This window comes from Frankia casuarinae (genome assembly GCF_000013345.1).
Taxonomy (GTDB): Bacteria; Actinomycetota; Actinomycetes; order Frankiales; family Frankiaceae; genus Frankia; species Frankia casuarinae.
Genome location: NC_007777.1, coordinates 2,986,604 through 3,012,074, shown reverse-complemented (window position 1 = coordinate 3,012,074; position 25,471 = coordinate 2,986,604). Strand labels below are relative to the sequence as shown.

General features: G+C 68.0%; 28 protein-coding genes and 1 pseudogene. 14 read left to right on the top strand and 15 right to left on the bottom strand.

Features of this window, described 5'->3' with window-relative positions; genetic code table 11:
- Positions 1 to 152 precede the first annotated feature (152 nt).
- The 3 genes from FRANCCI3_RS12820 to FRANCCI3_RS12810 all read right to left on the bottom strand — a co-directional run bounded on the left by FRANCCI3_RS12820 (position 153) and on the right by FRANCCI3_RS12810 (position 1,770).
- Entirely contained in the window at positions 153 to 476 is a 324-nt protein-coding gene (locus FRANCCI3_RS12820; RefSeq protein ID WP_023842236.1) for a hypothetical protein, read from the bottom strand.
- Between the two features lie 218 nt (positions 477 to 694).
- The gene (locus tag FRANCCI3_RS12815) at positions 695 to 1,408 is read right to left on the bottom strand and encodes a hypothetical protein (protein WP_023842237.1); all 714 of its coding nucleotides are present in this window, start codon (positions 1,406 to 1,408) and stop codon (positions 695 to 697) included.
- On the bottom strand, positions 1,405 to 1,770 hold the full coding sequence (locus FRANCCI3_RS12810; RefSeq protein WP_011436947.1) for a hypothetical protein: 366 nt from the start codon (positions 1,768 to 1,770) through the stop codon (positions 1,405 to 1,407). The genes FRANCCI3_RS12815 and FRANCCI3_RS12810 overlap by 4 nt, the downstream gene beginning before the upstream one ends.
- A gap of 302 nt (positions 1,771 to 2,072) precedes the next feature.
- On the opposite strand from FRANCCI3_RS12810, the gene FRANCCI3_RS12805 reads away from it, so the two are divergent.
- Positions 2,073 to 2,504: an NUDIX hydrolase gene (locus tag FRANCCI3_RS12805; protein WP_011436946.1), complete on the top strand. Its 432-nt coding sequence runs from the start codon at positions 2,073 to 2,075 to the stop codon at positions 2,502 to 2,504.
- A 134-nt stretch (positions 2,505 to 2,638) separates the two neighbouring features.
- Here the strand turns inward: FRANCCI3_RS12805 and FRANCCI3_RS12800 are convergent, their stop codons facing one another.
- A complete protein-coding gene (locus FRANCCI3_RS12800) occupies positions 2,639 to 3,472 on the bottom strand; it encodes an IS5-like element ISFsp7 family transposase (protein ID WP_011435569.1) in 834 nt (277 codons plus the stop codon).
- A gap of 219 nt (positions 3,473 to 3,691) precedes the next feature.
- On the opposite strand from FRANCCI3_RS12800, the gene FRANCCI3_RS12795 reads away from it, so the two are divergent.
- Entirely contained in the window at positions 3,692 to 4,492 is an 801-nt protein-coding gene (locus tag FRANCCI3_RS12795) for a carbohydrate kinase family protein (RefSeq protein ID WP_035734624.1), read from the top strand.
- Between the two features lie 176 nt (positions 4,493 to 4,668).
- Here the strand turns inward: FRANCCI3_RS12795 and FRANCCI3_RS12790 are convergent, their stop codons facing one another.
- From FRANCCI3_RS12790 to FRANCCI3_RS26975, 3 genes are read right to left on the bottom strand one after another with little or no spacing between them, the layout of a single operon-like run.
- Positions 4,669 to 5,310, bottom strand: a complete 642-nt coding sequence (locus FRANCCI3_RS12790) for a hypothetical protein (RefSeq protein WP_011436944.1) — start codon at positions 5,308 to 5,310, stop codon at positions 4,669 to 4,671.
- Positions 5,311 to 5,323: 13 nt separating this feature from the next.
- Complete coding sequence (locus FRANCCI3_RS12785) at positions 5,324 to 6,463, bottom strand: radical SAM protein (protein WP_011436943.1); 1,140 nt, start codon at positions 6,461 to 6,463, stop codon at positions 5,324 to 5,326.
- Positions 6,460 to 7,143 (bottom strand): AAA family ATPase, encoded by a 684-nt coding sequence (locus FRANCCI3_RS26975; RefSeq protein ID WP_011436942.1) that lies wholly within the window; start codon positions 7,141 to 7,143, stop codon positions 6,460 to 6,462. The genes FRANCCI3_RS12785 and FRANCCI3_RS26975 overlap by 4 nt, the downstream gene beginning before the upstream one ends.
- A 185-nt stretch (positions 7,144 to 7,328) precedes the next feature.
- Between FRANCCI3_RS26975 and FRANCCI3_RS12775 the strand changes: the two genes are divergently transcribed.
- Genes FRANCCI3_RS12775 through FRANCCI3_RS12760 form a run of 4 tightly spaced genes read left to right on the top strand, consistent with a single transcriptional unit; the run spans position 7,329 to position 10,316 of the window.
- Entirely contained in the window at positions 7,329 to 7,613 is a 285-nt protein-coding gene (locus FRANCCI3_RS12775) for a hypothetical protein (protein ID WP_011436941.1), read from the top strand.
- A gap of 60 nt (positions 7,614 to 7,673) precedes the next feature.
- Complete coding sequence (locus FRANCCI3_RS12770) at positions 7,674 to 8,510, top strand: IS5 family transposase (RefSeq protein ID WP_011435557.1); 837 nt, start codon at positions 7,674 to 7,676, stop codon at positions 8,508 to 8,510.
- A gap of 18 nt (positions 8,511 to 8,528) precedes the next feature.
- On the top strand, positions 8,529 to 8,972 hold the full coding sequence (locus tag FRANCCI3_RS12765; RefSeq protein ID WP_011436467.1) for a hypothetical protein: 444 nt from the start codon (positions 8,529 to 8,531) through the stop codon (positions 8,970 to 8,972).
- Positions 8,973 to 9,011: 39 nt separating this feature from the next.
- A complete protein-coding gene (locus FRANCCI3_RS12760) occupies positions 9,012 to 10,316 on the top strand; it encodes a helix-turn-helix domain-containing protein (RefSeq protein ID WP_011436940.1) in 1,305 nt (434 codons plus the stop codon).
- Here FRANCCI3_RS12760 and FRANCCI3_RS12755 read toward each other — a convergent pair.
- From FRANCCI3_RS12755 to FRANCCI3_RS28115, 3 genes are all read right to left on the bottom strand, one after another.
- Positions 10,313 to 11,134, bottom strand: coding sequence for an alpha/beta hydrolase (locus tag FRANCCI3_RS12755; protein ID WP_011436939.1), 822 nt, complete (start codon positions 11,132 to 11,134; stop codon positions 10,313 to 10,315). The two genes, FRANCCI3_RS12760 and FRANCCI3_RS12755, sit on opposite strands and share 4 nt — an antisense overlap.
- Before the next feature lie 86 nt (positions 11,135 to 11,220).
- A complete protein-coding gene (locus tag FRANCCI3_RS12750) occupies positions 11,221 to 11,820 on the bottom strand; it encodes an ATP-binding protein (RefSeq protein WP_011436938.1) in 600 nt (199 codons plus the stop codon).
- The gene (locus tag FRANCCI3_RS28115; protein WP_232235282.1) at positions 11,817 to 12,041 is read right to left on the bottom strand and encodes a recombinase family protein; all 225 of its coding nucleotides are present in this window, start codon (positions 12,039 to 12,041) and stop codon (positions 11,817 to 11,819) included. The genes FRANCCI3_RS12750 and FRANCCI3_RS28115 overlap by 4 nt, the downstream gene beginning before the upstream one ends.
- A 664-nt stretch (positions 12,042 to 12,705) precedes the next feature.
- On the opposite strand from FRANCCI3_RS28115, the gene FRANCCI3_RS12740 reads away from it, so the two are divergent.
- Together FRANCCI3_RS12740 and FRANCCI3_RS12735 are read left to right on the top strand one after the other, a co-directional pair.
- Positions 12,706 to 14,019, top strand: a complete 1,314-nt coding sequence (locus FRANCCI3_RS12740; protein ID WP_237704540.1) for an IS701 family transposase — start codon at positions 12,706 to 12,708, stop codon at positions 14,017 to 14,019.
- Positions 14,020 to 14,430: 411 nt separating this feature from the next.
- Positions 14,431 to 16,071 (top strand): IS66 family transposase, encoded by a 1,641-nt coding sequence (locus FRANCCI3_RS12735; protein WP_011436484.1) that lies wholly within the window; start codon positions 14,431 to 14,433, stop codon positions 16,069 to 16,071.
- Between the two features lie 81 nt (positions 16,072 to 16,152).
- Here the strand turns inward: FRANCCI3_RS12735 and FRANCCI3_RS26225 are convergent, their stop codons facing one another.
- Positions 16,153 to 16,782, bottom strand: a complete 630-nt coding sequence (locus tag FRANCCI3_RS26225; RefSeq protein WP_133057163.1) for a helix-turn-helix domain-containing protein — start codon at positions 16,780 to 16,782, stop codon at positions 16,153 to 16,155.
- Between the two features lie 235 nt (positions 16,783 to 17,017).
- Here FRANCCI3_RS26225 and FRANCCI3_RS12730 point away from each other — a divergent pair, with 235 nt between their 5' ends.
- Entirely contained in the window at positions 17,018 to 17,464 is a 447-nt protein-coding gene (locus tag FRANCCI3_RS12730) for a hypothetical protein (protein WP_011436937.1), read from the top strand.
- 277 nt (positions 17,465 to 17,741) lie between these two features.
- On the opposite strand, the gene FRANCCI3_RS12725 is transcribed toward FRANCCI3_RS12730, so the two are convergent.
- On the bottom strand, positions 17,742 to 18,515 hold the full coding sequence (locus tag FRANCCI3_RS12725; protein WP_011434618.1) for an IS5/IS1182 family transposase: 774 nt from the start codon (positions 18,513 to 18,515) through the stop codon (positions 17,742 to 17,744).
- 427 nt (positions 18,516 to 18,942) lie between these two features.
- Here FRANCCI3_RS12725 and FRANCCI3_RS12720 point away from each other — a divergent pair, with 427 nt between their 5' ends.
- From FRANCCI3_RS12720 to FRANCCI3_RS29085, 3 genes and pseudogenes are all read left to right on the top strand, one after another.
- Entirely contained in the window at positions 18,943 to 19,776 is an 834-nt protein-coding gene (locus FRANCCI3_RS12720; protein WP_011435569.1) for an IS5-like element ISFsp7 family transposase, read from the top strand.
- Positions 19,777 to 19,813: 37 nt separating this feature from the next.
- The gene (locus FRANCCI3_RS12715) at positions 19,814 to 21,319 is read left to right on the top strand and encodes a recombinase family protein (protein ID WP_011436936.1); all 1,506 of its coding nucleotides are present in this window, start codon (positions 19,814 to 19,816) and stop codon (positions 21,317 to 21,319) included.
- 61 nt (positions 21,320 to 21,380) lie between these two features.
- Positions 21,381 to 21,473: pseudogene (locus FRANCCI3_RS29085) on the top strand (Fe-S cluster assembly protein HesB); the annotation flags it as partial.
- Between the two features lie 96 nt (positions 21,474 to 21,569).
- On the opposite strand, the gene sigJ reads toward FRANCCI3_RS29085, so the two are convergent.
- The 3 genes from sigJ to FRANCCI3_RS28105 form a co-directional block, all read right to left on the bottom strand.
- Positions 21,570 to 22,409, bottom strand: coding sequence for an RNA polymerase sigma factor SigJ (gene sigJ, locus FRANCCI3_RS12710; protein WP_011436935.1), 840 nt, complete (start codon positions 22,407 to 22,409; stop codon positions 21,570 to 21,572).
- Complete coding sequence (locus FRANCCI3_RS12705) at positions 22,406 to 23,281, bottom strand: NAD-dependent epimerase/dehydratase family protein (protein ID WP_035734135.1); 876 nt, start codon at positions 23,279 to 23,281, stop codon at positions 22,406 to 22,408. Before FRANCCI3_RS12705 ends, sigJ begins: the two co-directional genes overlap by 4 nt.
- 83 nt (positions 23,282 to 23,364) lie before the next feature.
- Entirely contained in the window at positions 23,365 to 23,532 is a 168-nt protein-coding gene (locus FRANCCI3_RS28105; RefSeq protein WP_232235217.1) for a hypothetical protein, read from the bottom strand.
- Here FRANCCI3_RS28105 and FRANCCI3_RS29080 point away from each other — a divergent pair.
- Positions 23,461 to 23,643 carry a MarR family transcriptional regulator gene (locus FRANCCI3_RS29080; protein ID WP_373420617.1) on the top strand — a complete coding sequence of 61 codons (183 nt, stop codon included), beginning with the start codon at positions 23,461 to 23,463 and terminating at the stop codon, positions 23,641 to 23,643. The two genes, FRANCCI3_RS28105 and FRANCCI3_RS29080, sit on opposite strands and share 72 nt — an antisense overlap.
- Before the next feature lie 761 nt (positions 23,644 to 24,404).
- The gene (locus FRANCCI3_RS12700) at positions 24,405 to 24,980 is read left to right on the top strand and encodes an HhH-GPD-type base excision DNA repair protein (RefSeq protein WP_023842136.1); all 576 of its coding nucleotides are present in this window, start codon (positions 24,405 to 24,407) and stop codon (positions 24,978 to 24,980) included.
- The last annotated feature ends 491 nt before the right edge of the window (positions 24,981 to 25,471 follow it).

The window sequence follows — 25,471 nt, the reverse complement described above, 5'->3', positions numbered from 1 at the left end:
GAACCAGCATACGGCAGGCCGCCCCAGGTGAGGCGGGTACTACGGGTGCAAACCTTGTCTACGTCGCTCAAGCGCCGCTCCGCGGCGACCCGCTCCGCCTCCCTCCGGTCGCCGGCGCGGACGGGCGGACGCAGCCTGAACAACAAATATGTTCACGGCTCCACCACGTTCAGCGTTACGCCGGTTTTCCTACCGATGGCCGTCACCCATTTCTCTAGCACATCCGTCCTGCGTTCCAGCCCCGCCACATCCGCCGCCGTATGCTCAGCCCGCAACACGTAGCCATCCATGGCCGCCAGGAGGTCGCCAAACTTGTCTTCCCGCGCTTGGATAACACCGGCCAGACGTGCTACATCGCCGGTCAGCACGTCTATGGACTTCGCCATATGCTCAAAGCGGCGGTTCGTATCAGCCTGCAACTCATCAAAGCGCTTATCGAGATGCTTAGTTAATTGCCGGATTGCTTCATCGTTCATCGTTTCCTAGTATGCCTCTATTTACTGCGCACTTCAAGATAGAATATCCGGCCTCGCTTGCCCACGGCGGGCGTACTCCCCTTGACTTGTAAGGGGAGGGATGGCATTGCGCTCATTGACGTTTCTTTTGATACCCGATACGCTAGAGCCAGGTTAGTTCTCAGTTGTTCTTGTTCGTAACGGCGCTCCGTTTGCAGACGGGTCGCCGTTTTTCGTGCTTATATGTGGCAGTCAACTGCTACGACGCGCTGGCCGCCGTAGCGTGTTTGGATGTCCTCCAGGCGGTTGGTACGCCACTCCTCCCTCGGCACATCTTCCCTCGTGACGATGCCCCACCATCCCATCTGCCCCTGCTGAATCCACTCACCATCAGGCAGGATAAACGCAAACGGCATGGTATCGGACGTCAGGTTCTTTACGTCCGTCACGTTGTTTTCGATGCTCTCGTGACTTTGCTCGAAATTCAAGCCGTCGTCTTCGCTTTCGGTGGTCAATCCCGTTATCAGCCCATCCCAGCGGCCACCAATACACCACCAGTCCCATTTACTTTTCGGGTTGTAGGTGCTGGGGTACGTTCCAGAACCCTGGCAGTTGTCGCAATCGGGGTCTGGCTTTATGGTCAGCCCTGCGAGCGCCTGTTTCTCTGCCTCCCTCAAGGGCTGGGTGCGCTTGAGCCATGCTTCTTCGGAGTGATCTTCGCGCGGACGCTCGTGGAATGTGTTGCGTAACATCTCCCACGTCAGGCCGGTCTTCTCCGTCGCGATCTCAGAAGCCATATTGTCCGCCCGCCTGGTTCCGCATCCGCAAGGTCTGTTGTAGGCGTCCACCACTATATCTTCGTCGTACGGCTCCATGACCTCGTGTAGGTAGCTTTCCGCATCCTCGGTTTCGATATGGTCGGGGAGAATGACGCCAAGCAGAAAGTGGCTCATAGCGCCACCTCCGCCATTTCCTCGGCCAGCCGCAATAGGGCGGGGTTGGAATTCTCGTCGATGGAGCGGGACGCGCCGTCGAACCAGTCCAGGAAGTGGAACGTGGCGGCCACTACCTGGCCGTTGTCCACCTCCGCATCCATATGCGCTGAGGGGCCACCCCAAAAGAACTCCACCCGCACGAGCCGCCGCGCCGACACCGCCAGCGGCTCCAGTTCCTCGTGTAGCTCCTCCTCGCGGGCGTCGTCGTTTGCCCGTTGCGCCTTCTCCAGGCGTTTGTATCTTCTCCTGTACCAGCGCTCCAGGCTCAAAAGCTGGGCGTCAATACGGTTTTCGCATGTTGCATTTCGATCATCGGACATGGTTGGTTCCTCCATGCCCGGCTCTAGCAATATCAGGTTGTCAAGGTGTAATCAGCCGGTGGCACACTGTTCAGGGCGGGCGCACCAGCGGGACGGGCGCGGTGCCAGGGTGGTGCAACTTCGCTGTACTTCTTTCAAGCGTGTAGCCGGAGCACGGGAGGGGCGTAGGGCAGGGGCGTGCGTCAGAGATCACCTGAGGGAGCGCCACGGAAAACGCCGGTGCCGCGGATTACTAATGAGCGGCTTTCCCGCTAAAATAGACAACAGCCCCAGCAGCGCACCAGATCAAAGGAGATCGGCCCATGCCTGCTCGCCATCAGGTTACTACTGATGTTCATCTAATCTTGCTCCGAAACAACGAAGCCCTGTTCGGCCGTCGCCAGAACACCGGCTACGAGGACGGTGCGTACCACCTGCCCTCCGGCCACCTGGAGGCGGGAGAGTCCGTGGTCACGGCCCTCATTCGGGAGGCCAAAGAGGAAATCGGGGTGACGATCCAGCCGGAGGCGGTGGAGTTCGCGCACATCATGCACAACTCTTCCGGCGGCGGCCGGGCCGCCTTCTTCTTCATCGTCCGGGAGTGGGACGGCGAACCGGTGAACCGGGAGCCGGAGAAGTGCAGCGAACTGGCCTGGTTCCCACTGGATGCCCTGCCGGACCACATGATCGCCTACTGCCGGGCGGCGCTGGAAGACATCGCCGCGGGCCGGTCCTTCTCCGTCTTCGGCTGGTAGCCGTGGCCGGGCCACACCCGGGGCCGGTGGTCTGCGTCAGCTACCTGGCCGCCGCCTCTCTCTGGACAGTGAGCCTTTCCCGGTAACGATTCGTCACGTGACGTGATCGCAATGGTGTGTTGGTGTGTTGGGTGTCAGGCGGTTCTGCGGTGCTCGGTGTGGAGGATGACGAGGGCGGCTTTCACGACAAGTCCGATCTTCCAGGGGTCGATCGTGATGTTGTGGAGGAGTCGGAAGGTGCCTTTGAGCAGGGCGTTCGCGCGTTCACCGACGGCGCGTAGCGCGTTGTGGATCCGGTTGTGCGCTTTCTGTTCGTCGGTGAGGGTGCCGCCCTTGGGCTTCTTGTACGCGGTCGCGAGCGGCCCGGCCGGGTTGCCCAGCCCTTCGTAGCCGAGGTCGAACAGCACCTCGTGCAGGTCGGCGGTCCACTCGGCGAGAACCGGCAGCGCCCCGGAGGCTTTCAGGGCGGTCGAGTCGTGCTCGCGGCCGGGCCGCACGTCGGAGACCCACAGTGGCCAGCCGTCGTCCGGGGCGGAGAGCACCTGGATGTTGCCACCGTGGTTGGAGATCGTGCCGGACCACCACAGGTCCACGCCTTCGGTCGGGCCGGGCATGCGTAGCCGGTCGGTCTCGATGACCGTGCCGTCAACGATGAGATGCTCGTAGCCGGCGACCCTGGCCCGCATCAGCGCTTCACGCAGGTCCGGGGCCTGCCAGGCGAGCACGGCGACTCCCTCGTGCAGGTAGCGGTAGCCCACCGACCGGGACACCCCATGATCGGAGAAGAGCCGCCTGGCCCTGGTGCCGTCACAGAACCAGCGCAGGACCATCACGGCCTGTTCCAACGCGGACAGCGTCCGGGTGCCCTTGCGGGTACCACGACGTTGACGCTCCGCCACGAGAAGACCCGCCAGACGGAAAACGGTGTGATCGCCGAACGGCAGCTCGGCGGTGTATGTGAAACTCATCGAGGCGTGGGGTTCCTTCGGAGTTGCTCTTTGGTCGGAACAACTTCCTACCGGAGCCCCGCGCCTTCATCGTCTCCACCCCCAGGGACGCTCACACCCAGCGACGCTCACGGAGCGTCACCAAACGTTGCAGGGAAAGGCTCAGTGGGTCATTTCCCCTCGGCGAACCAGGGCGCGGCGGTCCGGACGGTGGAGCCGTCCATCGCGGCGGATGGCCCTATGGCCGCCGCCGTCCTGGCCGCCCTCGAGGTCCCGGCGCTCGTGCTCTCAAACGACTTCGGCGATGATCCGGGCGGGGTCCAAATCCAGGCCTGGTTAGAGCGGCACCGGGTGGCCTCCACGGCCCGGCCGGTGCCGGATCAGTCAACGTCGCACATTGTGATCGTGGCCGACGATGACGGCACCCGAACCTGGTTTCCGTACCTGCCCGGGGTACTGGATGGGCTGATGGCCGTGGACCTCACACCGCTGGCCTCGGCATCCTTCGCCTATGTGGACTGCTACCAGCTCATCGAACCAGCAAGCCTCCGCGCCATCGAGGCCGCCCGCCGGGCAGGGGTTCCGCTGCTGCTCAACCTCGGCGGCTCCAGCCTCAGCCCGGAGGTGGCTTCCGCGCTCCGGGATTGGCCGGAACTGCTGGTGATCCAGACGAACGTGGACGACGCCGCGCACGGGGAGGCCCTGGCGACGGCGGCCTCCCTGCGGAGCCAGACCCGGGCCTCCTGGGTGGTGGTCACGGCCGGAGCCTTCGGCGCGGTCGCCCTCAGCGACACCAGCCGGGTATCCGTTCCCGCCTTCGAGATCGTGGTACGGCACACCCACTGCGCCGGCGCGGCCTTTTCCGGCGGCCTTCTCTACGGTCTGCGTCTCGGCTGGCCGATGGGGGAAACCCTGGAGCTGGCAGCGGCCAGCGGAAGCCTTCGCTGCGAGCGTCCCCACCACGAACCCCTTCCGGACCTGGACCAGCTGCGCGCCTTCATCAGTTCCCGCGCTCGTCTGGCTGCCCCGGCCGCTGGCTGACCGAACGAGAAGCCCGCCCCTACGCCGTTGGAGGGGCGGGCTCTTCGGGGTGAACGCGGTTGGTCGGTCTACGGCGGCGGGTGATTAGTCGCTGATGGGCGGCACCTCCTTTGGATGCGGGGGCGTCGGCCGCGCCTCGGCACCGGCAGCGGCCAGGCATGGGGCGGCGGGGCGGTCTAAAACAGGTCCCACTCCCGGAGTGAAGTGGTCAGCTCGTCCAGGCGGTCCCGCGTCAGGCGTTTGCGGGCGGCCTCGGCGGCCGTTTCCTGGGCGGCGCCGAACTGCCACCAGCGCTCCCCAGTCTTCCGGTCCATGACCAGGAAGCGATCTTTGACGGCCGGGCCGCGGATCACCAGCGACACCGTGAACGGCTCCGCCACCACGGCGCGCACCATCGAGTGATGCAGGGCGTAGCTGCTGCCCACCGGTTCCGGCCGCACCACCAGCGCCTTCAGCGCGTCCGGGGCCGGGGAGTCGTCCACGTCCACATTGCCGAAGAGGTGGTGGCGGTACTCCCCGCGCAGCACCAGGCTGGCGTAACTCCAGCGGTGGTTGTGAGGCCGGTCGAAGTAGCCGGGGAGGAAGACGTGCAGCCGGACCCGGACACCAGCGTCATCCTGGTACAGCACGATTTTGTCCAGGATGTCGTAGTGCTCGCACAGGGCCAGCAGTTCCGGCCGCGTCGGCAGGCGGAGCAGGGCTTCCCTCACCGCCTCCGGGTCCTCCGCCACCTGCGCCAGCGCCTTGCGGGTGCCGCTCTCCACGGCGTCGAGGTCGTCCCAGTCCAGTCCCCGGAGGGGCTTGATGATCTCATTCATCAGGGTGTCTCCCTCAGTCCTCGGGCTTGGCGGACGACTTCCACAACCGGCACACCGGCACGATGTCCGGCTCCGCGGCGCAGGAGGAGCCGCCCATGACGACTTCCTCGGCGGGGCAACCGCCCTGGCAGGCGGAGGCCTTGCACCCGCCGCACGCGCTCGTCATCAGCGGTTGGGTGAACAGGTCGAACTCGTTGGCCTCGCGGTTCAACACCACCTGCCCGTCCTGCATCCGGGCGAAGTTGAGGTCCGTGTCGAACAGGTACGAACAGACGTAGCAGCGCCCGTCGGGAAAGATCGAAATGCGGTCCAGCGTCCGGCCGATGCACCCCTGGTATCCCTCCGCCGCATAGCGGCTCATCTGGTTTCGCCGGGCGTAGGTGGGCTGGTACCAGACCCGGGTTTTGTAGGCCGGGGCCACCTGGTTGATGACGTCGCAGTACGTCACCCAGGCTGATGGACCCATCGCCATGTCGGCGTTGCCGTGGCCGGTGCCGATGGTGGAGAAGACGTGGAACTTCACGAGGGACACGCCGATCTCGTCGGCCAGGTCCAACAGCTTCAGGGCGTCGCCCCGGTTGGCCCGGTTGACGGTGCAGATGATCCGGGTGTCGAAGCCGCGTCCGGCCAGCTCCGCCGTCGTCTCCAGAGCCACGTCAAAGGTGCCCTCGCCGCGTACCTGGTCGTGGGTGGCGGCGCTCCCGCCGTCGAGGCTGACCTGGACGTAGGCGAAGTCCGCCGGTTCCAGCTGGCGGAACTTCCGTGCCGCGGGCTTCTGGGCGTTCGTGGTGGTGATGACGTCCTCGTACCCCAGCTGCCGCCCGAGCCGGATGGCCTCGATGTAGTTGGGGTGAAGCGTCGGCTCCCCGCCCAGGATGGTCAGCTTGCTGCCGCCCATCCGTCGCCAGGTCCGCAGCGTCTCCGTGATCTGGGGCAACGGCATCTTCAAGGCGCGCTCCAGTCGTTCGCCCATGTAGCAGTGTTCACAGCGCAGTTGACAGGCCTCGGTGATGTAGAGGTACACATTCCGGAACCGGCCGTAGGCGATCCGGTCAATGTGTTCCGGGGCAGGTGCGTCAGCCCGGCGCGGCATCCGGGCGTGGCCATAGTCGTCCCTCGGGCGCAGGTGGGGAAGATCAAGGAAGGTGGTCATGCGGGGCTGCTCCTGGCGGTGAGGAGGGCGGTAACGGCCTGGGCGGTGTCCTCGGGGGTGGTGCCGCTGTCGAGCGCGTGAACGGTGACGCCGCCACCCGCGAACGCCTCCTTGATCCCGTCAGCGGTCTGGCGGTACCGCTGTAGCCGGGCGCGGAGGAGCCGGGGCGCGTCCCCGCGGCGGGGGTGGAGGATGCCGCCGCACCGCGCGCAGCGCTGGGGGTCGTCGGCGCGGGCCTCGGCGGGGAGGCGGGGGTCACGGATGGGGTCGCGCTCGCAGCGGTGGCAGACCCGGCGGTGATAGGCCCGCCGGTACAGCGTGGTGACGTTCACCGTCAGCTCCACGGCGACGACGGCGCAGCCGGGGGCCGTCTGCCGGAGCGCCGCCAAGAAGTGCCGGACCTGGGCGGCATTGCCGGGGAAGTTGTCGAAGATGACTGTCCCCGTGCCCCCGGCCGTGACCAAGTCCTCCAGGTAGGCCCGGAGGGTGGCAATCACGGTGAAGTCGTCAATCCAGCCCAGGCGTTCCGCGCTGGTGGCCGTGGCCGCCAAGATCGTGGTGGGGACGTGCTCACGCAGGCGGAACACGGCGGTGGCCGGGGCCTTGCTGAGCCGCGCCGTCAGCGTGGTCTTGCCAGCGGCCGGAGGTCCGAAGACCGGGACGGCAACCGTGAGGGTCACGGCATCCCCCTTTCGCACCCTGGGGACGGGGATTGAGATGTCCTCAGGGTCCGGCCGGGGATCGTGGAGGACCACGCCTGTGGTTCGTGCCGGGCATACGCGAGACGCATAGACACTGCGCCGGAGGGTGTTACGGTCGGGTCCGGATCGTGCCCAAACGGTTACGGAACGGGGGATGGCCAGGCATGACGACCACGCCTGACCTACGGCACTGCGCCCGGTGCAAACGCCGCCTGGCCGCCGACAACCCGCAGCCCATGTGCGGCACCTGCCAGCGCGCCGTCATCGACGCCCGGGTCCGCCCGCCCGAGGTGCCCCCGGAGTTCTGGGCGCTGGATCAGATGAGCGACGCCCTGGCGACGTGGCACATGGGCCGGGTGATCTTTGCCTACCGGACCCATCCCCACCATGCCCAACCCATCTCTCAGTGGGCGTTCTGCACGCTTTCGCCGGGTCTCAGCTTGAGTTGATCTCTGGGGTGCGGAGTTGATCGTCTTGCGTTCGCCGGCTGGCGCGTTCTGCTGGAAGACATGGCAGAACGCAAGCCGTACCCCAGTGACCTGTCCGATGAGGCGTGGGACCTGATCCGCCCGGTCCTCACCGCGTGGAAGGCCCGGCATCCCTCGGCTAGCGGGCACGAGGGTGGCTACGACATGCGGGAGATCGTGAACGCGGTCCTCTACCAGGCCCGGACCGGCTGCCAGTGGCGCTACCTGCCCCACGACCTGCCCCCGACGTCCGCGGTGTACTACTACTTCGGCCAGTGGCGCGACGACGGCACCACCGAGACGATCCACGACCTGCTGCGCTGGCTGGTCCGTGAGCACCACCGCAGGAAAGCCGACCCGAGCGCGGTCGTGCTGGACTCCCAGACCGTCCGGTCCTCCACCAACGCCCCGAAGGGCACGACCGGCCTGGACCCGGGAAAGAAAAGCCCGGGCCGTAAACGCGGGATCGCCGTCGACACGTTGGGACTGCTCATCGCCGTGGTCGTGGTCGCGGCCAGCGTGCACGACAACACCATCGGCACCGCCCTGCTGGACCGGGTCGCCGCCGCCGCCCCGCCGGTGCGCAAGGCGTGGGTGGACGCCGGGTTCAAGACCACCGTCGTCGAGCACGGCGCCGGTCTGGGCATCGATGTCGAGGTCGTCGGACGCGAGCCGGGAGCGCGGGGGTTCACCCCGCTCCCGAAGCGGTGGCGGGTTGAGCAGACCCTGGGCACGTTGATGCTGCACCGGCGGCTGGCCCGGGACTACGAGGCGAAACCGGCCAGCGCGGTAGCGATGATCCACTGGTCGATGGTGGAGGTGATGGCCCGCCGGCTGACCGGGGCGGCCACCCCGACCTGGCGTGACCCGCCGGTCTGACCGGCGGGAGTGTCGGGAATGACGAGCGGAGTGCCGGTGCGGGAGGTGCTGGAACAGATCGAGGCTCGGCGGGCCCGCGCCGGGCGGGCCGTCGAAAAGCTGCGGGAGGAGATCGCCCGGCTCACCGGGCAGCTCGCCGCCGCTGAACGTGCCCTGGAACGGTTGGAGATCACCCGGGAGACGGTGCTGGACCTGGCCGCCGAGAACGACGCCGCACCGGCCGAGCCGCTGCCGCCGGGGTATCGGGAGGTGCTGGCCGTGTTCACCCGGGGCGGGAACGGGCTGCACGCCAAGGACGTGTGCCGGGCGCTGGGTGGCGGCACCGAGCCCCGGCATGTCGAGAGCATGCGGGCCCGGCTGAAACGGCTGGTAGAGCGGGGTGTTCTCACCGAGCCCGATCCCGGCCTGTTCGTCCTGCCCCAGCCCGACCCACCGGCCACCCCAGAGATCAACTCAAGCTGAGGCCCGACGAAAGCGTGCAGAACGCCCACTCAGGAGCTGGTGGGCGGGTGGCTGGGCCTGACACAGGCGCAGCTCAGCCGGATAGAGAACGGCCGCGCCCCCGAAGAGCTGACCAAGCTGATTCGCTACAGCCAAATCCTCGGCATCCCGGGGGAACTGCTCTGGTTCGACCGTCCCGGGGAGCCGCGCACCCGGGCCACCGGAGGGAGCCAGGCGCCGGCGCTCACCGTGCCGGTCATCGTCGGCGGGCAACAGGTGGCGCTTCCCATTGACCGCGCCGCCGCGCACTCCCACGGCCTCACTGATCTGGTCGCGGAGCTGGCTTCGGACTCTGGCGAGGCGGGCGCGCCCCAGGTGCCGATGCCCCGGGGGGAGCGGGCCGCGCCCGGGTCGGCCCACGTCGTCCCACTGGCGAGCCTAGAGGAAATGCAGCACTTGGCCGCCGCGATGCAGGACGCGGGCCGCTACCTGGATGAGACGGTGGTGGGCTACTTCGGCCAGCAGTTCACCCGGTGCAAGGCCAACGACGGCCAGATGGGGCCGCTCCGGGCGCTGCCCCTGGTGTTGGGCGTCCTCGATGCCATCCAGTCCCGCGCCCGGGATGTCCGCCCCCAGGTGCGGCGCGCTCTCCTCAGCGTCGGGGCAGACGGGGCAGAGTTCGCGGGCTGGCTCTACCGCGACTTGCACGACGCTACGTCGGCGGCCTACTGGTACGACCGGGCGATGGAGTGGGCGCAGGAGGCCGGGGACCTGCCAATGCAGGGCTACATCCTGCTTCGTAAGTCCCAGTCCGCCTATGAGGACCGTGACGCGACGCGGGTGCTTACCCTCGCCCAGGCGGCGCGCTACGGGCCGTGGAACCTGCCGCCCCGGGTTCAGGCAGAGGTCACGCAGCAGGAGGCACGCGGTCTGGCGATGACCGGCGACCCCATCGGCGTCGTGGAGCAGAAGCTTGACGAAGCTCGCGCGCTGCTGGGGGCGGCCGACGACGACCCGGATTCCCTGGGGGCCGGGTACGACGAAGGAACCTGGTTGTTGCGGTCGGCCACCTGCTACATCGAGGCGGGAAAGCCGGGCCGGGCCGCGGCCCTCTACGGCGAAGTCCTGGCAACCGGCGCGCTGTCCCGCCGGGACGAGGGCTACTACCGGGCACGCCGGGCTGTCGCTCATGCGTTAGGCGGCGAGCCTGACGCCGCCGCCGAGGAAGGCCTGACCGCCCTGCGGCTGGCGACGGCCACCGGCTCCAGCCGCACCACCCGGGAGTTGACGCGGGCCGCCCAGATATTGACGCCCTGGCAGACCCGGCCCGGTCCCCGCCAGCTGCGCGCCGCCCTGCTGGTCTAACCCGCCGTGAGCCAGTCCGCCACCGTGCGGATGACGAAGGCCTGCCACTCCTGGCTTTGGGGGTCGACGTAGGTGGGGTCCTCGTGGACGGCGAAGCCGTGTTGCGCGCCCTCGATCTCCACGAGCTGGTGTTCCGCCTGGAACCGGGGTGCCGCCGCCCGGGAGGCGTCCACCGAAATGAAGGTGTCCTTGGTGCCGTGGACGATCAGGGTGGGCGCGGCGATTTCGGCAACCACCTGAATCGGCCTGATCCAGAACACCTCCGCGAGCATCGCCCGGCCGTGCCGGACCGTCGGGGAGTGGTGGATGAAGCCGTCCTTGGTCAGTCGGGCGGCGGCTTCGTCGTCCAAGAAGTCGCCGTGCCAGTACGGCTTCTGGTCCACGTACCGGTTCTTGTAATCCAGCTGAGGGTTCAGGAGCACCAGCCGGGCCAGCTCCTCCGGCCGCTTGGCTGCGTAGTAGGCGGTCAAGCCGCCGCCGAAGCTGGTGCCAAGCAGGTGGATGACCTGCGCCCCGGTGTCCTCCCGCACCCGCGCCAGCGCCACCGCGATGTCGTTGAGGTGCGCCGTCAGCGTCGTCTCCTCCTGGCGGCCTTCGCTCTCCCCGTGGCCCCGGAGGTCAAAGCGCAGCGAGGCCACTCCCGCCTCCGCCAGCCCGGCGGCCAAGCGCGTGAAGAAGCCGCCCTCTTCCCGGGTTACCCCGCCGCCGTGGACCAGAACCGCGGCCCGTTCGTACGTCGCCTCCGGCGTCACGAGGGTTCCGGCCAGGTGCAGGCCGTCGAAGGTGCGGAGCGAAACGGCGGTGTCGCGCGAGGGCATGGCACTCCTTTGATGATCGGCTGCCGTCCCCTCCATCCTCCGGCCCCGAGCGCACCCAGACCAGAGGTGGCGGCGGCCGGGTGCGGTCACGGCCGCGCGTCTTCACCCGGCGGGAGGTCCCAGTCCAGCGCGCGGAGGCCGTCAGCCACCCGCCGGAGCACCACCAGGTCCGTGAAGACCTCGGCGGGCTGGGCGGGGCCGGATGAGGCCGGACGGTGGGGTAGCGGTTCGGCGTCCTCGGGGAGGACGTGGGCCGGGGCCGCCAGAGGCAGGCTGCACCAGACCACCTTGCCGCCGGAGCGGGGGCGGTAGTACGCCCACCGGGCGCTCAGGGCGTCCACCAGCAAAAGCCCGCGCCCACCTTCGGCGTCGTCTCCAGGCTTTCGCCGCACCGGCGCGGTCTGGTTGGCATCCCAGACCTCAATGACCAAATCGGCGTCCGTGCGGGTCAGGCGCATGGCGATCACGCCGCTCCGGCCTGCCGACGCCCGGCACGCGTTGGTCACGAGCTCCGAGGCCAGCAGTTCCGCCGTATCCGCAACTGCGGCCAATCCCCAGGCAGCCAACGTCGCCGTGGTGTGCTGGCGGGCCGCGCTCACCGTCTTGGCCGTGGCCTCGAACTGCCGGACCGTGGACGAGCGCGCCAGGCGTGGGCGTGCGCTCGTCGAGGTCGCCGGGGCCGTCACGACGGCTGAGCCCCGACGTCGTCGCCGGCGGCCGCGGTCGCAATCAGCCGCGCACCGGCCTCACTGATTTCTGCTTCGATTGCGCGCCGTGCAGCAATGAGCGAGGAGAGGTGATAGAGGTCGGGAACGATGACGATGGCACCGTCCGCGCGCCGGACCGCATCCAGTAGCAGCGTGAGGCCGGGGCGGATGAGCTGGCCCGGCGGCATGTTCCGGTCCACGAACACATCGGCGAGGGCCTGGCCCCGGCGGCGGCGTGGGAACCGAGCCGATCATGCAGGCGGTCTACCTCGGCTTCGTCGTCGTCTTCCGTCCTGATGTAGCCGTACACCGTCCCGGGCATCCGCGCTCCCTCGCTGGCCGTGGTGACGACCCGGACCGGGGAGTGACCTCAACCCGGCCCGGGACGCCTACGGCAACGGTGAGCGGCACATCATGGGGGGCGCCATGCATGTCGGGTATAGCGACCATCCATATAGTCCAATATCCAATCCAGATCGGCGCCTAACCTCGCTGGGCCGAATTAAATTCAGGATTGATCTGCCGCGCCGACTTTGAGTACGTAATTGGTGTGTAGGAGCGTTCGCGCTTCGCTCAGAACTTCCAATAGGACTTCTGCCACCAGGGGAGCCTCGGCTGAATCTCCGGCCAGCCAGCCGCGTAGCTTCGCTTCCAGCTAGAGTTTCGCAGTTTTCTTGATCCAGATCAGTGTCTGGCAACGGCTGGATAATTTTCCCGATTGCTTTCGGGTGGATGATTCCCTGGTGCCTGCCGGTGGTATCGCGGTGCGTGGCGGAGGGGTGGAAGGCCAGCGCGAGGGGCTGGTGGCGGGAGCATCAGCGTTTCCTGTACCAACCCGAAAGTTGGACGCCGATGCTCCCGGACGTGACGATACCGGTTTCTCTGGCGGTGCTGCTGGAGGGTTTCCGGCCGTGTTTCACCGCGCCGTCGTTCCGGACGTTCCGGGCGCTCGTCGTGGGGATGCTCGCCACCGGCGGGCGGCGCACGGTGTGCGGGATGCTCGTCGGCGCGGGCCTGTCCACGCTGTGGCCGCACGACCGGGCGCACCGGTTTTTCGCGCGGGCGGTCTGGTCGCCGGAGAAGGTCGGCCTGGCGCTCGCCCGGCTCGTCGTCGACCGCCTCGTCCCGGCCGGGCCGCTGCACGTCGTCGTCGATGACACCCTGTTCCACCGGGCGGGGAAGAAGGTGTGGGCGGTGGGCTGGTTCCACGACGGATCCGCGAAGGGGCCAGACCAGGTCGGGTTCGGCAACAACTGGGTGATCGTCGGCCTCGTCGTGCCGGCGCCGCTGCTCGGCCGGCCGGTCTGCCTGCCGGTCCTGGCCCGCCTGGTCCGCAAGGACACCGTCTCGGCCTCGCGGCTCTGGCTGGCCGCCCGCGCGGTCGAACAGCTGGCCGGGGCGTTCCCCGCCCGCCGGGTCCACGTCGTCGCGGATGCCGCCTACGCCGGCGACGAGCTCAGGGGACTGCCGGCCTCGGTGACCTGGACGACCCGGCTCCGCCGCGACGCCGCCCTGTTCGCCCCCGCCCCACCCCGCACCGGGAGACGTGGCCGGCCCCGACTCAAGGGCGACCGGTTGCCCTCCCTCGCCCAGCTCGCCGCGGCCGCGACGTTCCGCCCGACGGCCGTGACCCGCTACGGCCGCGCCGGGACCGTGCACACGGCGGTCATCCGCTGCCTGTGGTACGGAGTGTTCGGCCCCCGCCCCGTCACCGTCGTCCTCGTCCGCGACACCGACCGGCCCGGGACCTACGACCTCGCGCTCGTCACGACCGACACCCTGACCAGGCCCGCCGAGCTCGTCGCCCGCTATGCGGCCCGCTGGTCGATCGAGGTCGCGATCGCGGACGCGAAGCAGATCTTCGGGGTCGGCCAGGCCCGCAACCGACTCACCGCCGCCGTCGAACGCACCGTCCCGTTCGGCCTGGCCTGCCAGACCCTCGCCTTCGCCTGGTACCTCACCACCGGCCACCACCACGGCGACGCCGCCGACCACCGCGCCCGCACCCCCTGGTACACCACCAAGACCCGCCCCTGCACCGCCGACCTCGCCGTCAAGCTCCGCCGCGTCCTGATCACCACCCAATATCAGCCCACACGGCCCGCGAACCCGACCGACGCGGAAATCCACACCCTCCGCCTCGCCTGGGCCACCACCGACAGCGCCCTCGCGGCCTGACCAGCCCCCATCCCGGCCCCACAGCCCGGGAACCAGACAAAACAGACATCGACCCGAGACCGCAAACCAGCTCAAACACCCCACCACGAACCAGCACACCAAACACGCACAGAACACGTCTCACGCGACGTCAACCATAAAATTGGAGATCAAGAAAACCGCGAAAGTCGAGCGCAAACCTGCCGTCTGAAAACTCGGTATTGATGGTTGCGGCTGTCCGAGCATCGTCGGAACAATGGTAAGTATTCGGCGATGGCGTGGAGGGGCTGGTTCCGCCGTGTGGCGGTGTCGTGGCTGTGGCGGGAGTCGGGCGGAGTGTCCGCGGGATGCTGGTGGGGGGTTGTGGGCTCTTCGTGATACGTCGGGTGTAGTTCCTGATACCGAGGACGCTGGTGATGTGTCCTGGGTGGTGTGTCTGTTCTGTCTGTCACCGATGATGTCACCGAGGTGGCGTACTGGCGTGGGCGTGCCGAGCGGGCCGAGGAGTGTGCGGAGAAAGCCGAGGCCCGTGTCGGGCAGCTGCAGCTGCGGGTCGAGGAGTTGAGCGAGCAGGTCGCGGTGCTGTCCCGGATGCTGTTCGGTCGTTCCTCGGAGAAGACCGGCCCGTCGTCGGCTGTGGATGAGAAACCAGAAGATCGGCAGGATTCGGGCGGTGGGGATGCCGGCCGGCCGGCGCGTCAACGCGGGCAGCGGCCGGGGAGCCGGGGGCATGGCCGGCGGGACTACTCGCATCTGCAGACCCGCGAGGAGATCCATGATGTGCCCGAGGTCGACCGTGCCTGCCCCGGGTGTGGGGTGGCGTTCACGCCGTTGGGGACCGACGACAGCGAACAGGTCGACTGGCAGGTCGTGATCACCCGGATCGTGCATCGGCGGCGGCGGTATCGGCGGTGCTGCACATGTCCGGGGCCGCGGACAGTGACCGCGCCGGTGCCACCCAAACCGATTCCCAAGGGCCGGTTCACCGCGGGGTTCCTCGCCCGCCTTCTCTACGAGAAGTATGTCCTGGGCCTGCCGTTGCACCGGATCGCTCGGGCGCTGGCCGCCGCCGGGCTCGGTGTTGCCGAGGGCACTCTGTGTGGGGCGTTGAAGGACGTGCATGGACTGCTCGGCGGGCTCGATGAGCAGATCGTGGCGCGTAACGCCGCCGCCGGTCATGTCCACGCGGACGAGACGACGTGGCGGGTGTTCGAGCGGGTCGAGGGCAAGGACGGGACCCGCTGGTGGCTGTGGGTGTTCGTCGCCGCCGACACGGTGGTGTTCCGGATGGACCCGACCCGCTCGGCTGCCCCGGTCGAGAAGCACTTCGGGATCGACCGGGCCGCCGGGGCGCTGTCCGACGGATGTCGCCTCGTCGTCTCGTCGGACTTCTACACCGTCTACCAGTCCCTGGGCCGCGTCGACGGAGTCGACCCGCTCTGGTGCTGGGCACACATCCGCCGGTACTTCATCCGGGCCGGGGACGCCCACCCCCAACTGCGGTACTGGGCCGACCAGTGGGTCGCCCGGATCGGGATGCTCTACCTCGCTCACCGCGCCCTCGCCGCCGAGCAGCCCACAACCGGCGGCTACCGCGAGGCCGCCGGCGCGTTCGAGGCCGCGCTGAGGGCGATCGACACGGCGCGGCGCGCGGAGGCGGCGATCCACAGCCTGCACCCGGCGGCGAAGAAGGTCCTGGCGACCCTGGACCGGGAATGGGACGGGCTGGCCCGCCACCAGGACTTCCCCGACCTGGATCTTGACAACAATGCTGCCGAGAGAGCGCTACGGACCCCGGTCGTCGGGCGGAAGAACTACTACGGCGCACACGCTGAGTGGGCCGCGCACCTCGCCGCCCGGGTCTGGACCATCGTCGCCACCGCGGAGCGTAACGGCCGTGAACCCCTCGCGTTCCTGACCGGCTACCTGAACGCCTGCGCCACAGCCGGCGGGAAAGCACCCGCCGGCCCCGCCCTCGAACCCTTCCTCACCTGGCAGACCACCACCCAGACCGGCAGCCCTCCCAGCACCGACCCACCCCAGGACGGCCCACCCGACGGGCCCGAGCCCTAACCCCACCCACAAGCCGAAAACCACCCGACCGGCAACACCGGCCGGGCCTTCGGCCCGCCCACCCACGCCATCACCGAACTCTTACGAACAATGAAGTGCCTGGGCGTCACTCGCATCTGGAACCGGGCTAGCCAATGGGTAGAATGTGGGCGCGTAACGAGCGACGGCCCAGAATGCGAGGACGGTTGCGGCGGCGGCCAGGAACAATCGCCCTTGCCAACTGCGGAGCACACCTTGAACGGTATATACCCTGGACGGCCCGAAGTCTTTCAAGGTGCGATCAGACGCAATTTCAGCTGGCGACAGCAGAGGCTCGCTTTGTTCGGCACCGGTTTGCGGTTGGCTATCGGCCGCTTCCCCAACTTTTTCCCCGGTGATGTCTTGCCCCCGCGAAAGAGACTCCTTCTTTACCTGCACCAGGGAGCCTGAAGGTAGATGCAGGGCTTCCTCGTAGAGCTGAAGCGTCTTATCGGTCGCCATCGTATTACCGAGTTCATTCGGCGACAGCGTGCTGTGGTGCCTCCCTATTTTGTCCCCCATATAGCGCAATGAAAAACCGCGCCCCTCGCGGGCCTGTCGCATCGCGGCGCCGACGCGCTGAGCCGGTGTGAGGACGGGCGACCGCCCCGGCTCATTGGCGGCAGGCACGGCCAGGCCGCCCGTGCGCGGAGCCGCGAACGGGACTGCCTCCTCCTCATCGCTTGGTGGCAACCGACGACCCTCCCCCATGTCAGCACCTCAGTATCCCGGAGAGACGCGGCCTGCTGCTTGACGGGAGTGAGGTGGTTGGTTGGCCGGGTGGTTGGCAGGCGAGCCAACCAGCTCTGAAACGGTTGGTGGTTGGTTGACGCCCACAACCAGGGGGTTTGTGTTGCAGCCTCGATCGCATCAGGCCGTCGGCCACCCTGGCTGGCGGCACCAAGATCGCTGAGACTGGAGCGCGCCAATGGCTGACGCCTCGCGGGTGGGCGCTGTCCCGGACCCCCTGGACCAGCTGACGAAGGAGCTGGCCCCCGTCCGGTCGGCCGCCTCGCCCCTGGACCTGGAGCCGCTACTGCGGGACCTTCCCGCCTTGACCGGCCTCGGCATCGTCCGCGGGCGGGTGCATGCCGCCACCAGCCTTGGGTTGGCGACGGCGGTGCTGGCGGTGGTGCGGGAGGCGGCGGCCAGCCTGGATGAGGCGGTGCCTGAGCACAACCAGGTGCATCTGCTGTTCCGGGTGCATCCGAAGACGGCGCGGCTCACGCCGGCGGGCGCGCGGCAGGCCGCCCAAGAAGTCAGCGGCGTGGAGATGCGTCAGTTTCGATTTCGCCAGGAGGGGCGGTTGAGGCGGCTCGTCGCGCAACAGCTGCTGGAAATGCAGTACGGAGCCGACCACCGCCCTTACGAATAAAGCGGCCGGAGCACGTGGTGACAGCGGCCGAATGGGTGCGCCTCCAGCTCCAGCGCGCCCCCACCTTGAGCGCCGACAAGTGGGCCAAGATCGCCGGGGTTATCCGGGCGGTTCCGTCCGGGACGTAGGCCGGGTGCGGGGCGTCAATAGGCGAACCACCTAAAACTCTGCCAGGTTCGCGGTCGTGGTTTAGCTCTGTGGAGCCTAAAATCGGCCCCGAGAAAGCTCATAACAAGATTATGATCTTTGACAGTGAGCCATTTCAAAGTTGGTTTTCCTAAAGGCCCTCGGTGGCGAGGACGAGGGCGGCCTGGGCGAAGGTGCCGACGCGGCGTGGGCAGCCACGGAAACGGTCGAATATGTGCCAGTTCTTGAGGACCGCGAATCCTCGTTCGCCTTGTGAGCGGGTGGTGGCGTGGGTCCGGTTGGCCTCCTTGTCACGGTCGGGGAGGTCGTTGTTCTTGGGTTTCTTGATCGGGACGAGGAGGCGGTCGCCCTCGCCGCCGACGTAGCCCTTGTCCGCGTAGAGGTAGAGCTCCGAGCGGTCGATCAGATCGAGAATGTCGTGCATCCGGGCCGCGGTGAGGTCATGGACGGAGCCGGGAAGCCCTTCGGAGATCCAGATCAGCCGGCCGTAGGGGTCGGTGAGGCCCTGCAGGTTGATGCCGTGGTACTTGTGCTTGCCCGAGTAGTACAGCTTGTTGTGCGCGCGGACACGGTTGGTACGCACGACGGTGCCGTCGAGGATGAGGAAGTTGCTCTGGGTCCACGCGAAGATCCAGACCGCGGCGAGCAGGGTCCGGCCGTGAGTGGCGAGCAGGCGGACGGCTTCGCGGATGTAGTTGTGGACGGTGCCGACACTGACCTGGAAGCCCTCGGCGAGCTGCTCGTAGCGTTCACCCTTGCGGAGGTGGACGAGCACCAGGAGTGCCTGCTCGGGTGGGGGCAGCTTGCGCCAGGTCCGACGCTGGGCGCGGTCCTCGGCCAGCAGCCCCGCGAGGAAGGTCAGGGTCGACTCGGGCAGGTCGACGACACCAGGGTAGGTTAGCAACGGAAGTCCTCGGTCAAGGGCACAGTGGGGTAGACACCCTGTGATCTACCGGGGACTTCTCTATTTACGGCACCCCTCCGGCCACCGCCCGAACAACTATCGCCGCCGCCAGATGACGGAACGACCGGAACCAGTGCCCGTTCAATTCGTCAATTGGTGATCCTCAACGGCCGAAAGAATCAGACAAACAGAGATTGAAAAGGCTCAGTGTGCTCACGCGGGCGCATTTCGGCGACCTCACCGGCCTGAACTTTGCGCCCCTGCTTCGGTTGTCCTTTGAGATTGAGCCTTTCCCTGCAACGTTTGGTGACGCTCCGTGAGCGTCGCTGGGTGTGAGCGTCCCTGGGGGTGGAGACGATGAAGGCGCGGGGCTCCGGTAGGAAGTTGTTCCGACCAAAGAGCAACTCCGAAGGAACCCCACGCCTCGATGAGTTTCACATACACCGCCGAGCTGCCGTTCGGCGATCACACCGTTTTCCGTCTGGCGGGTCTTCTCGTGGCGGAGCGTCAACGTCGTGGTACCCGCAAGGGCACCCGGACGCTGTCCGCGTTGGAACAGGCCGTGATGGTCCTGCGCTGGTTCTGTGACGGCACCAGGGCCAGGCGGCTCTTCTCCGATCATGGGGTGTCCCGGTCGGTGGGCTACCGCTACCTGCACGAGGGAGTCGCCGTGCTCGCCTGGCAGGCCCCGGACCTGCGTGAAGCGCTGATGCGGGCCAGGGTCGCCGGCTACGAGCATCTCATCGTTGACGGCACGGTCATCGAGACCGACCGGCTACGCATGCCCGGCCCGACCGAAGGCGTGGACCTGTGGTGGTCCGGCACGATCTCCAACCACGGTGGCAACATCCAGGTGCTCTCCGCCCCGGACGACGGCTGGCCACTGTGGGTCTCCGACGTGCGGCCCGGCCGCGAGCACGACTCGACCGCCCTGAAAGCCTCCGGGGCGCTGCCGGTTCTCGCCGAGTGGACCGCCGACCTGCACGAGGTGCTGTTCGACCTCGGCTACGAAGGGCTGGGCAACCCGGCCGGGCCGCTCGCGACCGCGTACAAGAAGCCCAAGGGCGGCACCCTCACCGACGAACAGAAAGCGCACAACCGGATCCACAACGCGCTACGCGCCGTCGGTGAACGCGCGAACGCCCTGCTCAAAGGCACCTTCCGACTCCTCCACAACATCACGATCGACCCCTGGAAGATCGGACTTGTCGTGAAAGCCGCCCTCGTCATCCTCCACACCGAGCACCGCAGAACCGCCTGACACCCAACACACCAACACACCATTGCGATCACGTCACGTGACGAATCGTTACCGGGAAAGGCTCATTGACCCCAAGGACCTGGAGACTATGCCGGAGGCGAGGAAACGCGCCGTCCTGTCCGGCCTGGACATCAACAACCGGCAGACCCAACTAAAAGACTGCCGGACGTTCGTGGAGAGCCGCGGCGGCGTCCTCCTGGACGCCCCCTATGACGAGCCTGACACCTCCGCCTGGAAGAAGCGCCGCATCCGGCAACCGGATGGGACGATCATTTACCGCGTCGTCCGGCCGAAGTACGAGGAAGTGCTGCGGGACCTGCGGCGGGGCGTCGCCCGCAACGGGGAGCGCCTGGACGGCATCGTCGTGGCTGACGTGGACCGCCTCACCCGGGACCAGCGCGACCTGGAAGACGCCATCGAGGTCGTCACCCAGTACGGGCGGCCCATCATTGACATCTCCGGCAGCCTGGACCTGCTCACCGACAACGGGCGGGACGTGGCCCGGATCGTCGTCACCCTCAAGGCGCGGCAGTCCCTGGACACCTCCAAGCGGGTTCGGCGCAAGCACCTCGCCATGGCCCAGGCCGGCATTACCGTCGGGGGCAACCGTGCCTTCGGCTGGCTGGCCGACAAGGAAACCAAGGACGAACCGGCGGCGGCGCTCCTGGTCGCGGGGGCGGATCAGATCTTGGCCGGCGTCGGCCTCCACACCATCTGTCGCCAGTGGAACGATCTTGGCATCGCCAGCGCCATGGGCAAGAAGTGGCAAAAACCCGTCCTGCGCAACATCTACCTGTCCCCGCGCATCGTCGGCTACCGGGTGTACGGCCCGACCTCCGTCCCGCTGGAGAAGCGCTACGTGGTGGACGCGGACGGCCAGCCGGTCAAGGGCCAGCAGCAGCCCATCCTGGACCTGGATGTCTGGGAGGCGGTGGTGGCGAAGCTCCGCGACCCCAGCCGGGTTTCCAAGCACGTCCACATCGGCGGACGGAAGTATCTGCTGTCCGGGATCATCTGCTGCGGGTTCCGCGGCCGCCACCTGATGGGCGGCTACGACCGGCGGTGGGGCAAGCACCACTACGCCTGCAAGGCCGTCACCGCGGGCGGGTGCGGCAAGGTCGGCGTCACAGGCCGCCATGTTGATGACCTTGTCTCCGAGCTGGTCCTGGCCTACCTGGCAGGCCGCGACGTCGAGGCCGAGGTGGGCAGGTGGCCAAGGGCGGGCGAGTTGGCCAAGGCGGAGGCCAAGATCGCGAAACTCATGGGTGCCTATGACCGGGACGAGCTGCCCGGCCCGTACGTCTTCCCCCGTGTGCGCGAGCAGGAGCAATCCATCCTGCACCTGAGGGCGGAGCAGGCCGAGTGGCTACGCGCCCACACCGGCCCCAAGGTCACGAACCTGGCCGAGGGCTGGCCCTCTTTGGAGCTGGAGCAGCGCTGGGAGATCATTAGTACCGTCATCGAGGCCGTCGTACTGAAGGCGGCTGACGGCCCAACGAACCGCTTCGACCCCGAACGGGTGGAAGTGGTCTGGCGTCCCTGACGCCCCACCCCGCCGGACGCACCAGTCCGGCGGGGTATTCGTCGTGGATACCCTGACGGGCATGGGCCTGCACCTGTCCGGCGATCCAGAGGCGGACGCCTTCATCACCGAGGACCCCCTGGCGCTCCTGGTGGGCATGGTCCTAGACCAGCAAGCCGGATAAACAAGGAACGTCGTTGGAACATCTCTCGGGTGGAGCGCGGGAGAGTGGTCGCGCTCGGTGCGACTCAGCGCCTCGTCCCCATGCTTTTCAGATTCGTCGCAGCTTCTCCGGATTGCGGACCACGTCGATGCGCGTGATCCGATTGTCACTCACCGCGAACGAAAGCGCTGCGCGGTGGCCGTCGTGACTCGGGATCACCAGCCCGAGTTGCCCGTTGAGCGTGGTCTCGATCGGGTGGTCGAGCCTGCGGCTAAGCGCCACCCATGCTCGCGCGACCCGAATGTCGCCGTGCAGCGGTCTGCGTGCCGCTACCGCGTGACCGCCGCCATCCGACCTCCAGACGACATCCGGGTCGAGAACGGCGAGGAGACCGCCGAGGTCGCCCTCGGCCACTGCCAGCGCGAACGCCCGTACGGCGCGATCGTGCTCCTCACCCGAGGCCACGAAACGCGAGTGCTCGCGCCTGACGTGGCGGCGGGCACGCGCCGCGAGCTGCCGCACTGCCTCGGGCGTGCGGCCGACCACCTCGGCGACCTCGCCGAACGGTATGTCGAACACGTCGTGCAGCACGAACGCCGTGCGTTCCGCCGGTGAGAGCTGCTCGAGCACCGCTAGCAAGGCGTAGCTGACGGATTCGTCGAGCGTGACACGGTCTGCCGGGTCACCCGACCCGAGCGGCTCTGGGAGCCACGGGCCGACGTAGATCTCGCGGCGCGCCCGAGCGGACCGGAGGCGATCAAGGGCGAGCCTAGCGACGACCGTGGTCAGCCAGCCATCCAGGTTCTCGATTGCCGCGTGGTCCGCGCGCGCGAGCCGCAGCCAGGCATCCTGGACCACTTCTTCGGCCTCGCCGAGGTCACCGAGCTCGCTGTATGCGAGCCGTAGCAGCCGAGGGCGTGCCTGCGTGAAGCGCTCCAGAATGGTCATGTGGTGATCCGGCCCCAGATCTCCGTACCCGCGCGCAGGCGCGGCGCCCAGCCGCCCGCCTCGCGCAGCCGTCGGCTCGACACCCGCTGGGAGCGGCTCATCGGCCCGTCCCCTGGCGTCCTCGGCCGCAGTGCCGTGACCCCGACGGCGGCGGCCAACGCGGCATCGATCTCGGCGTTTGTAGGTGGGTCGGCGTCAGCGACGTTGTAGGTCCCGGCGGGGACGCTCAGTGCAGTGGCGACGGCCGATGCCGCGTCCTCCAGCCAGAGCGTCGGCCGGTAGGCGCCGGGTGGTCCGGCCGCGATCGAAGTTCCCCGCCGTGCGGCTTCCACAGTGGCCAGCGTGGAGCCGCTGTCCGGTCCGAGGAACAGCCCGAAGCGCAGCACGACGGTGTCGCCGTCGAACATCTCGCGCGCGTGATCCTCGGCGGTCAGCGCGGACGTTGTCACGCCGCCCCCCGCGAGCGGTGCGTCCTCGTCGAGCCACGCGTCGCCGCCGTCGGCATAGACGAACGCGATCGACTCCTGGACGAGCCGGCGCGCACGGGCGGCCTGGGCCGCCCGTGCGATCGCCGCCGACGCCTTCGTGCGCAGTCGGTCGTTCTCGGCCCAGGCTGACGGGTCGGCCATACGATCGGCGCTCGGGATGTGGGTCAACAGGTTGATGACGACCTCCGCCCCGTCGAAGGCCCGGCTCAGCGAAGCCTCGTCGAAGACGTCGGCGTCGACGGCATCGACCCCAAGGCTGGCCAGCCGCTCGCGGCCGGGCGCGGACCGGGTTACGCCCCTCACGTGGTGGCCGGTGGCGTGCAGCTCCCGGATGGCGCGCCGCCCGATGACGCCAGTGGATCCGGTGATCACAATCCTACTCATGCCGATCTGACGACGCACCCCCCTTGATCGTGACATACGGACGTCCTCGCCGCGGTCGTCCGGTTGATCGCAGGAGCGGTCCTCTACAGCCACGAGGGGGCGAAGGAGATCGAACTCGGCACGAGCGACGCGCCGTTCTGACACTGCGCGAGATGCGCGGACCGCTGACACCAGGGCGGCTGGCCGATCTGAGCGGCCTGCGGACCGGCACTGTCACCGGAGCGCTCGACCGCCTCGAGCGCGTCGGTCACGTCCGCCGGGAGCGCTCCGCCGAGAACCGGAGGAAGGCCATCCTGTCCCGCGCCGGGAGCGGATCGCCGCGGACTTGGGCGCGTTCTACGGTTCCAAGGGAGCCGGCCTGATGGAGTCGCTCGGCCGCTACGACGACGCCGAGCTGGCGATCGTGGCCGACTTCGTCACCCGCCTCGCCCAGCCCTGAGCGGGAGCCTGGCGCATCGCGCCGGTTACCCAGCTGCGGGGACCGCCCGAGGGGACGGGGTCGCCGAGGTGGATGGTGCCGGGGTGTCTCTGGCTCGGCCGCGGTTCATCGAATGAGACGAGCGGACGACGTCGGACGCGCGGCGGTGAACCACACGACGGTGATCGTCGATTTCGGCGGGGCCGGTGCCTGGGTAAGTGGCCCGCGCTCGACGGGTTCAGTGGAACGAGACGGTCCGCGCCGGCCTGGCTGCGTAGCGTCACGATCCGGTTGGCGGCTGCTGGAGCGAAGGTCGGCAGCGGGCGACCGTGCCGGCGTTTGACGGCCCAGAGAGCCACTTACTCCCCGCCGTCCTCCGGGACTGGCGGGGCCTTTTTCGAGGTCGGCTACGTCATGACCCCACGAGTCGCTGTCTTCCTGGACTACCAGAACGTCCATCTCTCCGCTTGCACCGCGTTCTTGCCCTCGGGCACCTCGGGCCGACATGGACCGTGAGGGATCTTGGTCGCCACGTCGAGGTTGCGAGTTGGAAGGGCACCAGTCGACTTCGCTTCCCCGATTCACAGTCACCCTGGTGCCACTACCTGGATGCCGACGACTACGCCGCCTGTCGGGACTACACCGACTACACAACCTGATCAACGACCGGGCGGCGGATGCGATGCGGTCGGCTACGGTGTTGGCGTGGGATTGCATCTGAGCCAGATCGCCGAGGCGGACGAGTTGCTGACGAGCGATCCGTTGGCGTTGCTGATCGGGATGGTGCTGGATCAACAAATTCCTCTTGAGCGTGCCTTTGCCGCGCCCCATGAGCTGACCCGACGCCTCGGCCAGCCGCTGGATGCGGAGGAGTTGGCGAAGTACGACCCTGACGCCCTGGGCGCGATCTTCTCGCAGGTGCCGGCGCTGCACCGGTTCCCTGGCTCGATGGCCAAGCGGGTACAGGCCATGTGTCAGCTCATCGTGGACACCTACGACGGCGACGCGGCCCGCGTGTGGACGACCGCGGCCGACGGTAAGGAACTGCTGAGGCGGGTGGCGGCGCTGCCGGGGTTCGGTCAGCAGAAGGCCAAGATTTTTGTGGCGCTGCTGGGTAAACAGCTTGGCGTGACCCCACCGGGATGGCGGGAGGCCTCCGCGCCGTTCGGGGACGAGGGCACGTTCCGCTCCATCGCGGACATCACTGACGTTGCCACCCGTGACCAGGTCCGGGAGTACAAGAAGGCGATGAAGGCCGCCGCCAAGGCACAGGCGGGCTGACGAGGGTCAGTCCCCGCCGCCGGGCGGGTGCGGTCCGTGCCGCCGGGGTCGGCCAGGCGTCCTGCTCGACTTTGATCCCACGAACATGCGTTCGCGGCACTCCTGGAACCGGCGCCCACTCGTTCTTTCCGAGACTGACTGGGACCAGTGACGCCCGCCGTCGGTGACCTCCGCGGCTGCTGGTGACGCCTGCCGTTCGTGACGCCTGCCGTTCGTGACGCCTGCCGTTCGTGACGCCTGCCGTTCGTGACGCCTGCCGTTCGTGACGCCGTCGGTCGGTGACGTCCATGGCTCGTGTCGGCGGTGATGTCTGTAGCCCCTGGCGGTGCGGTGCTGGGAGCGGGCTTTCGTTCTCGCTTCGTGCTCAGCGTGCGCCCGTGCGCTGACGGTCGCCCTCCGGGTGACGGGCCGGCCGGCGGATGTTCGCCGTGACCGCGAGTCCCGATCCCGGCAGAAGGGAGCGGCCGTGAACCCAACCACCATCAACGGCG

Bases quoted from the DNA above. Each gene is read 5' to 3' on its own strand.
- FRANCCI3_RS12785 (WP_011436943.1), bottom strand. From the start codon at position 6,463: ATGACCACCTTCCTTGATCTTCCCCACCTGCGCCCGAGGGACGACTAT.
- FRANCCI3_RS12790 (WP_011436944.1), bottom strand. From the start codon at position 5,310: ATGAATGAGATCATCAAGCCCCTCCGGGGACTGGACTGGGACGACCTC.
- FRANCCI3_RS12775 (WP_011436941.1), top strand. From the start codon at position 7,329: ATGACGACCACGCCTGACCTACGGCACTGCGCCCGGTGCAAACGCCGC.
- FRANCCI3_RS12795 (WP_035734624.1), top strand. From the start codon at position 3,692: ATGGCCGCCGCCGTCCTGGCCGCCCTCGAGGTCCCGGCGCTCGTGCTC.
- FRANCCI3_RS12800 (WP_011435569.1), bottom strand. From the start codon at position 3,472: ATGAGTTTCACATACACCGCCGAGCTGCCGTTCGGCGATCACACCGTT.
- FRANCCI3_RS12815 (WP_023842237.1), bottom strand. From the start codon at position 1,408: ATGAGCCACTTTCTGCTTGGCGTCATTCTCCCCGACCATATCGAAACC.
- FRANCCI3_RS12770 (WP_011435557.1), top strand. From the start codon at position 7,674: ATGGCAGAACGCAAGCCGTACCCCAGTGACCTGTCCGATGAGGCGTGG.
- FRANCCI3_RS12705 (WP_035734135.1), bottom strand. From the start codon at position 23,281: ATGAGTAGGATTGTGATCACCGGATCCACTGGCGTCATCGGGCGGCGC.
- FRANCCI3_RS12730 (WP_011436937.1), top strand. From the start codon at position 17,018: ATGGCTGACGCCTCGCGGGTGGGCGCTGTCCCGGACCCCCTGGACCAG.
- sigJ (WP_011436935.1), bottom strand. From the start codon at position 22,409: ATGACCATTCTGGAGCGCTTCACGCAGGCACGCCCTCGGCTGCTACGG.
- FRANCCI3_RS12765 (WP_011436467.1), top strand. From the start codon at position 8,529: ATGACGAGCGGAGTGCCGGTGCGGGAGGTGCTGGAACAGATCGAGGCT.
- FRANCCI3_RS12755 (WP_011436939.1), bottom strand. From the start codon at position 11,134: ATGCCCTCGCGCGACACCGCCGTTTCGCTCCGCACCTTCGACGGCCTG.
- FRANCCI3_RS12820 (WP_023842236.1), bottom strand. From the start codon at position 476: ATGAACGATGAAGCAATCCGGCAATTAACTAAGCATCTCGATAAGCGC.
- FRANCCI3_RS12805 (WP_011436946.1), top strand. From the start codon at position 2,073: ATGCCTGCTCGCCATCAGGTTACTACTGATGTTCATCTAATCTTGCTC.
- FRANCCI3_RS12720 (WP_011435569.1), top strand. From the start codon at position 18,943: ATGAGTTTCACATACACCGCCGAGCTGCCGTTCGGCGATCACACCGTT.
- FRANCCI3_RS12810 (WP_011436947.1), bottom strand. From the start codon at position 1,770: ATGTCCGATGATCGAAATGCAACATGCGAAAACCGTATTGACGCCCAG.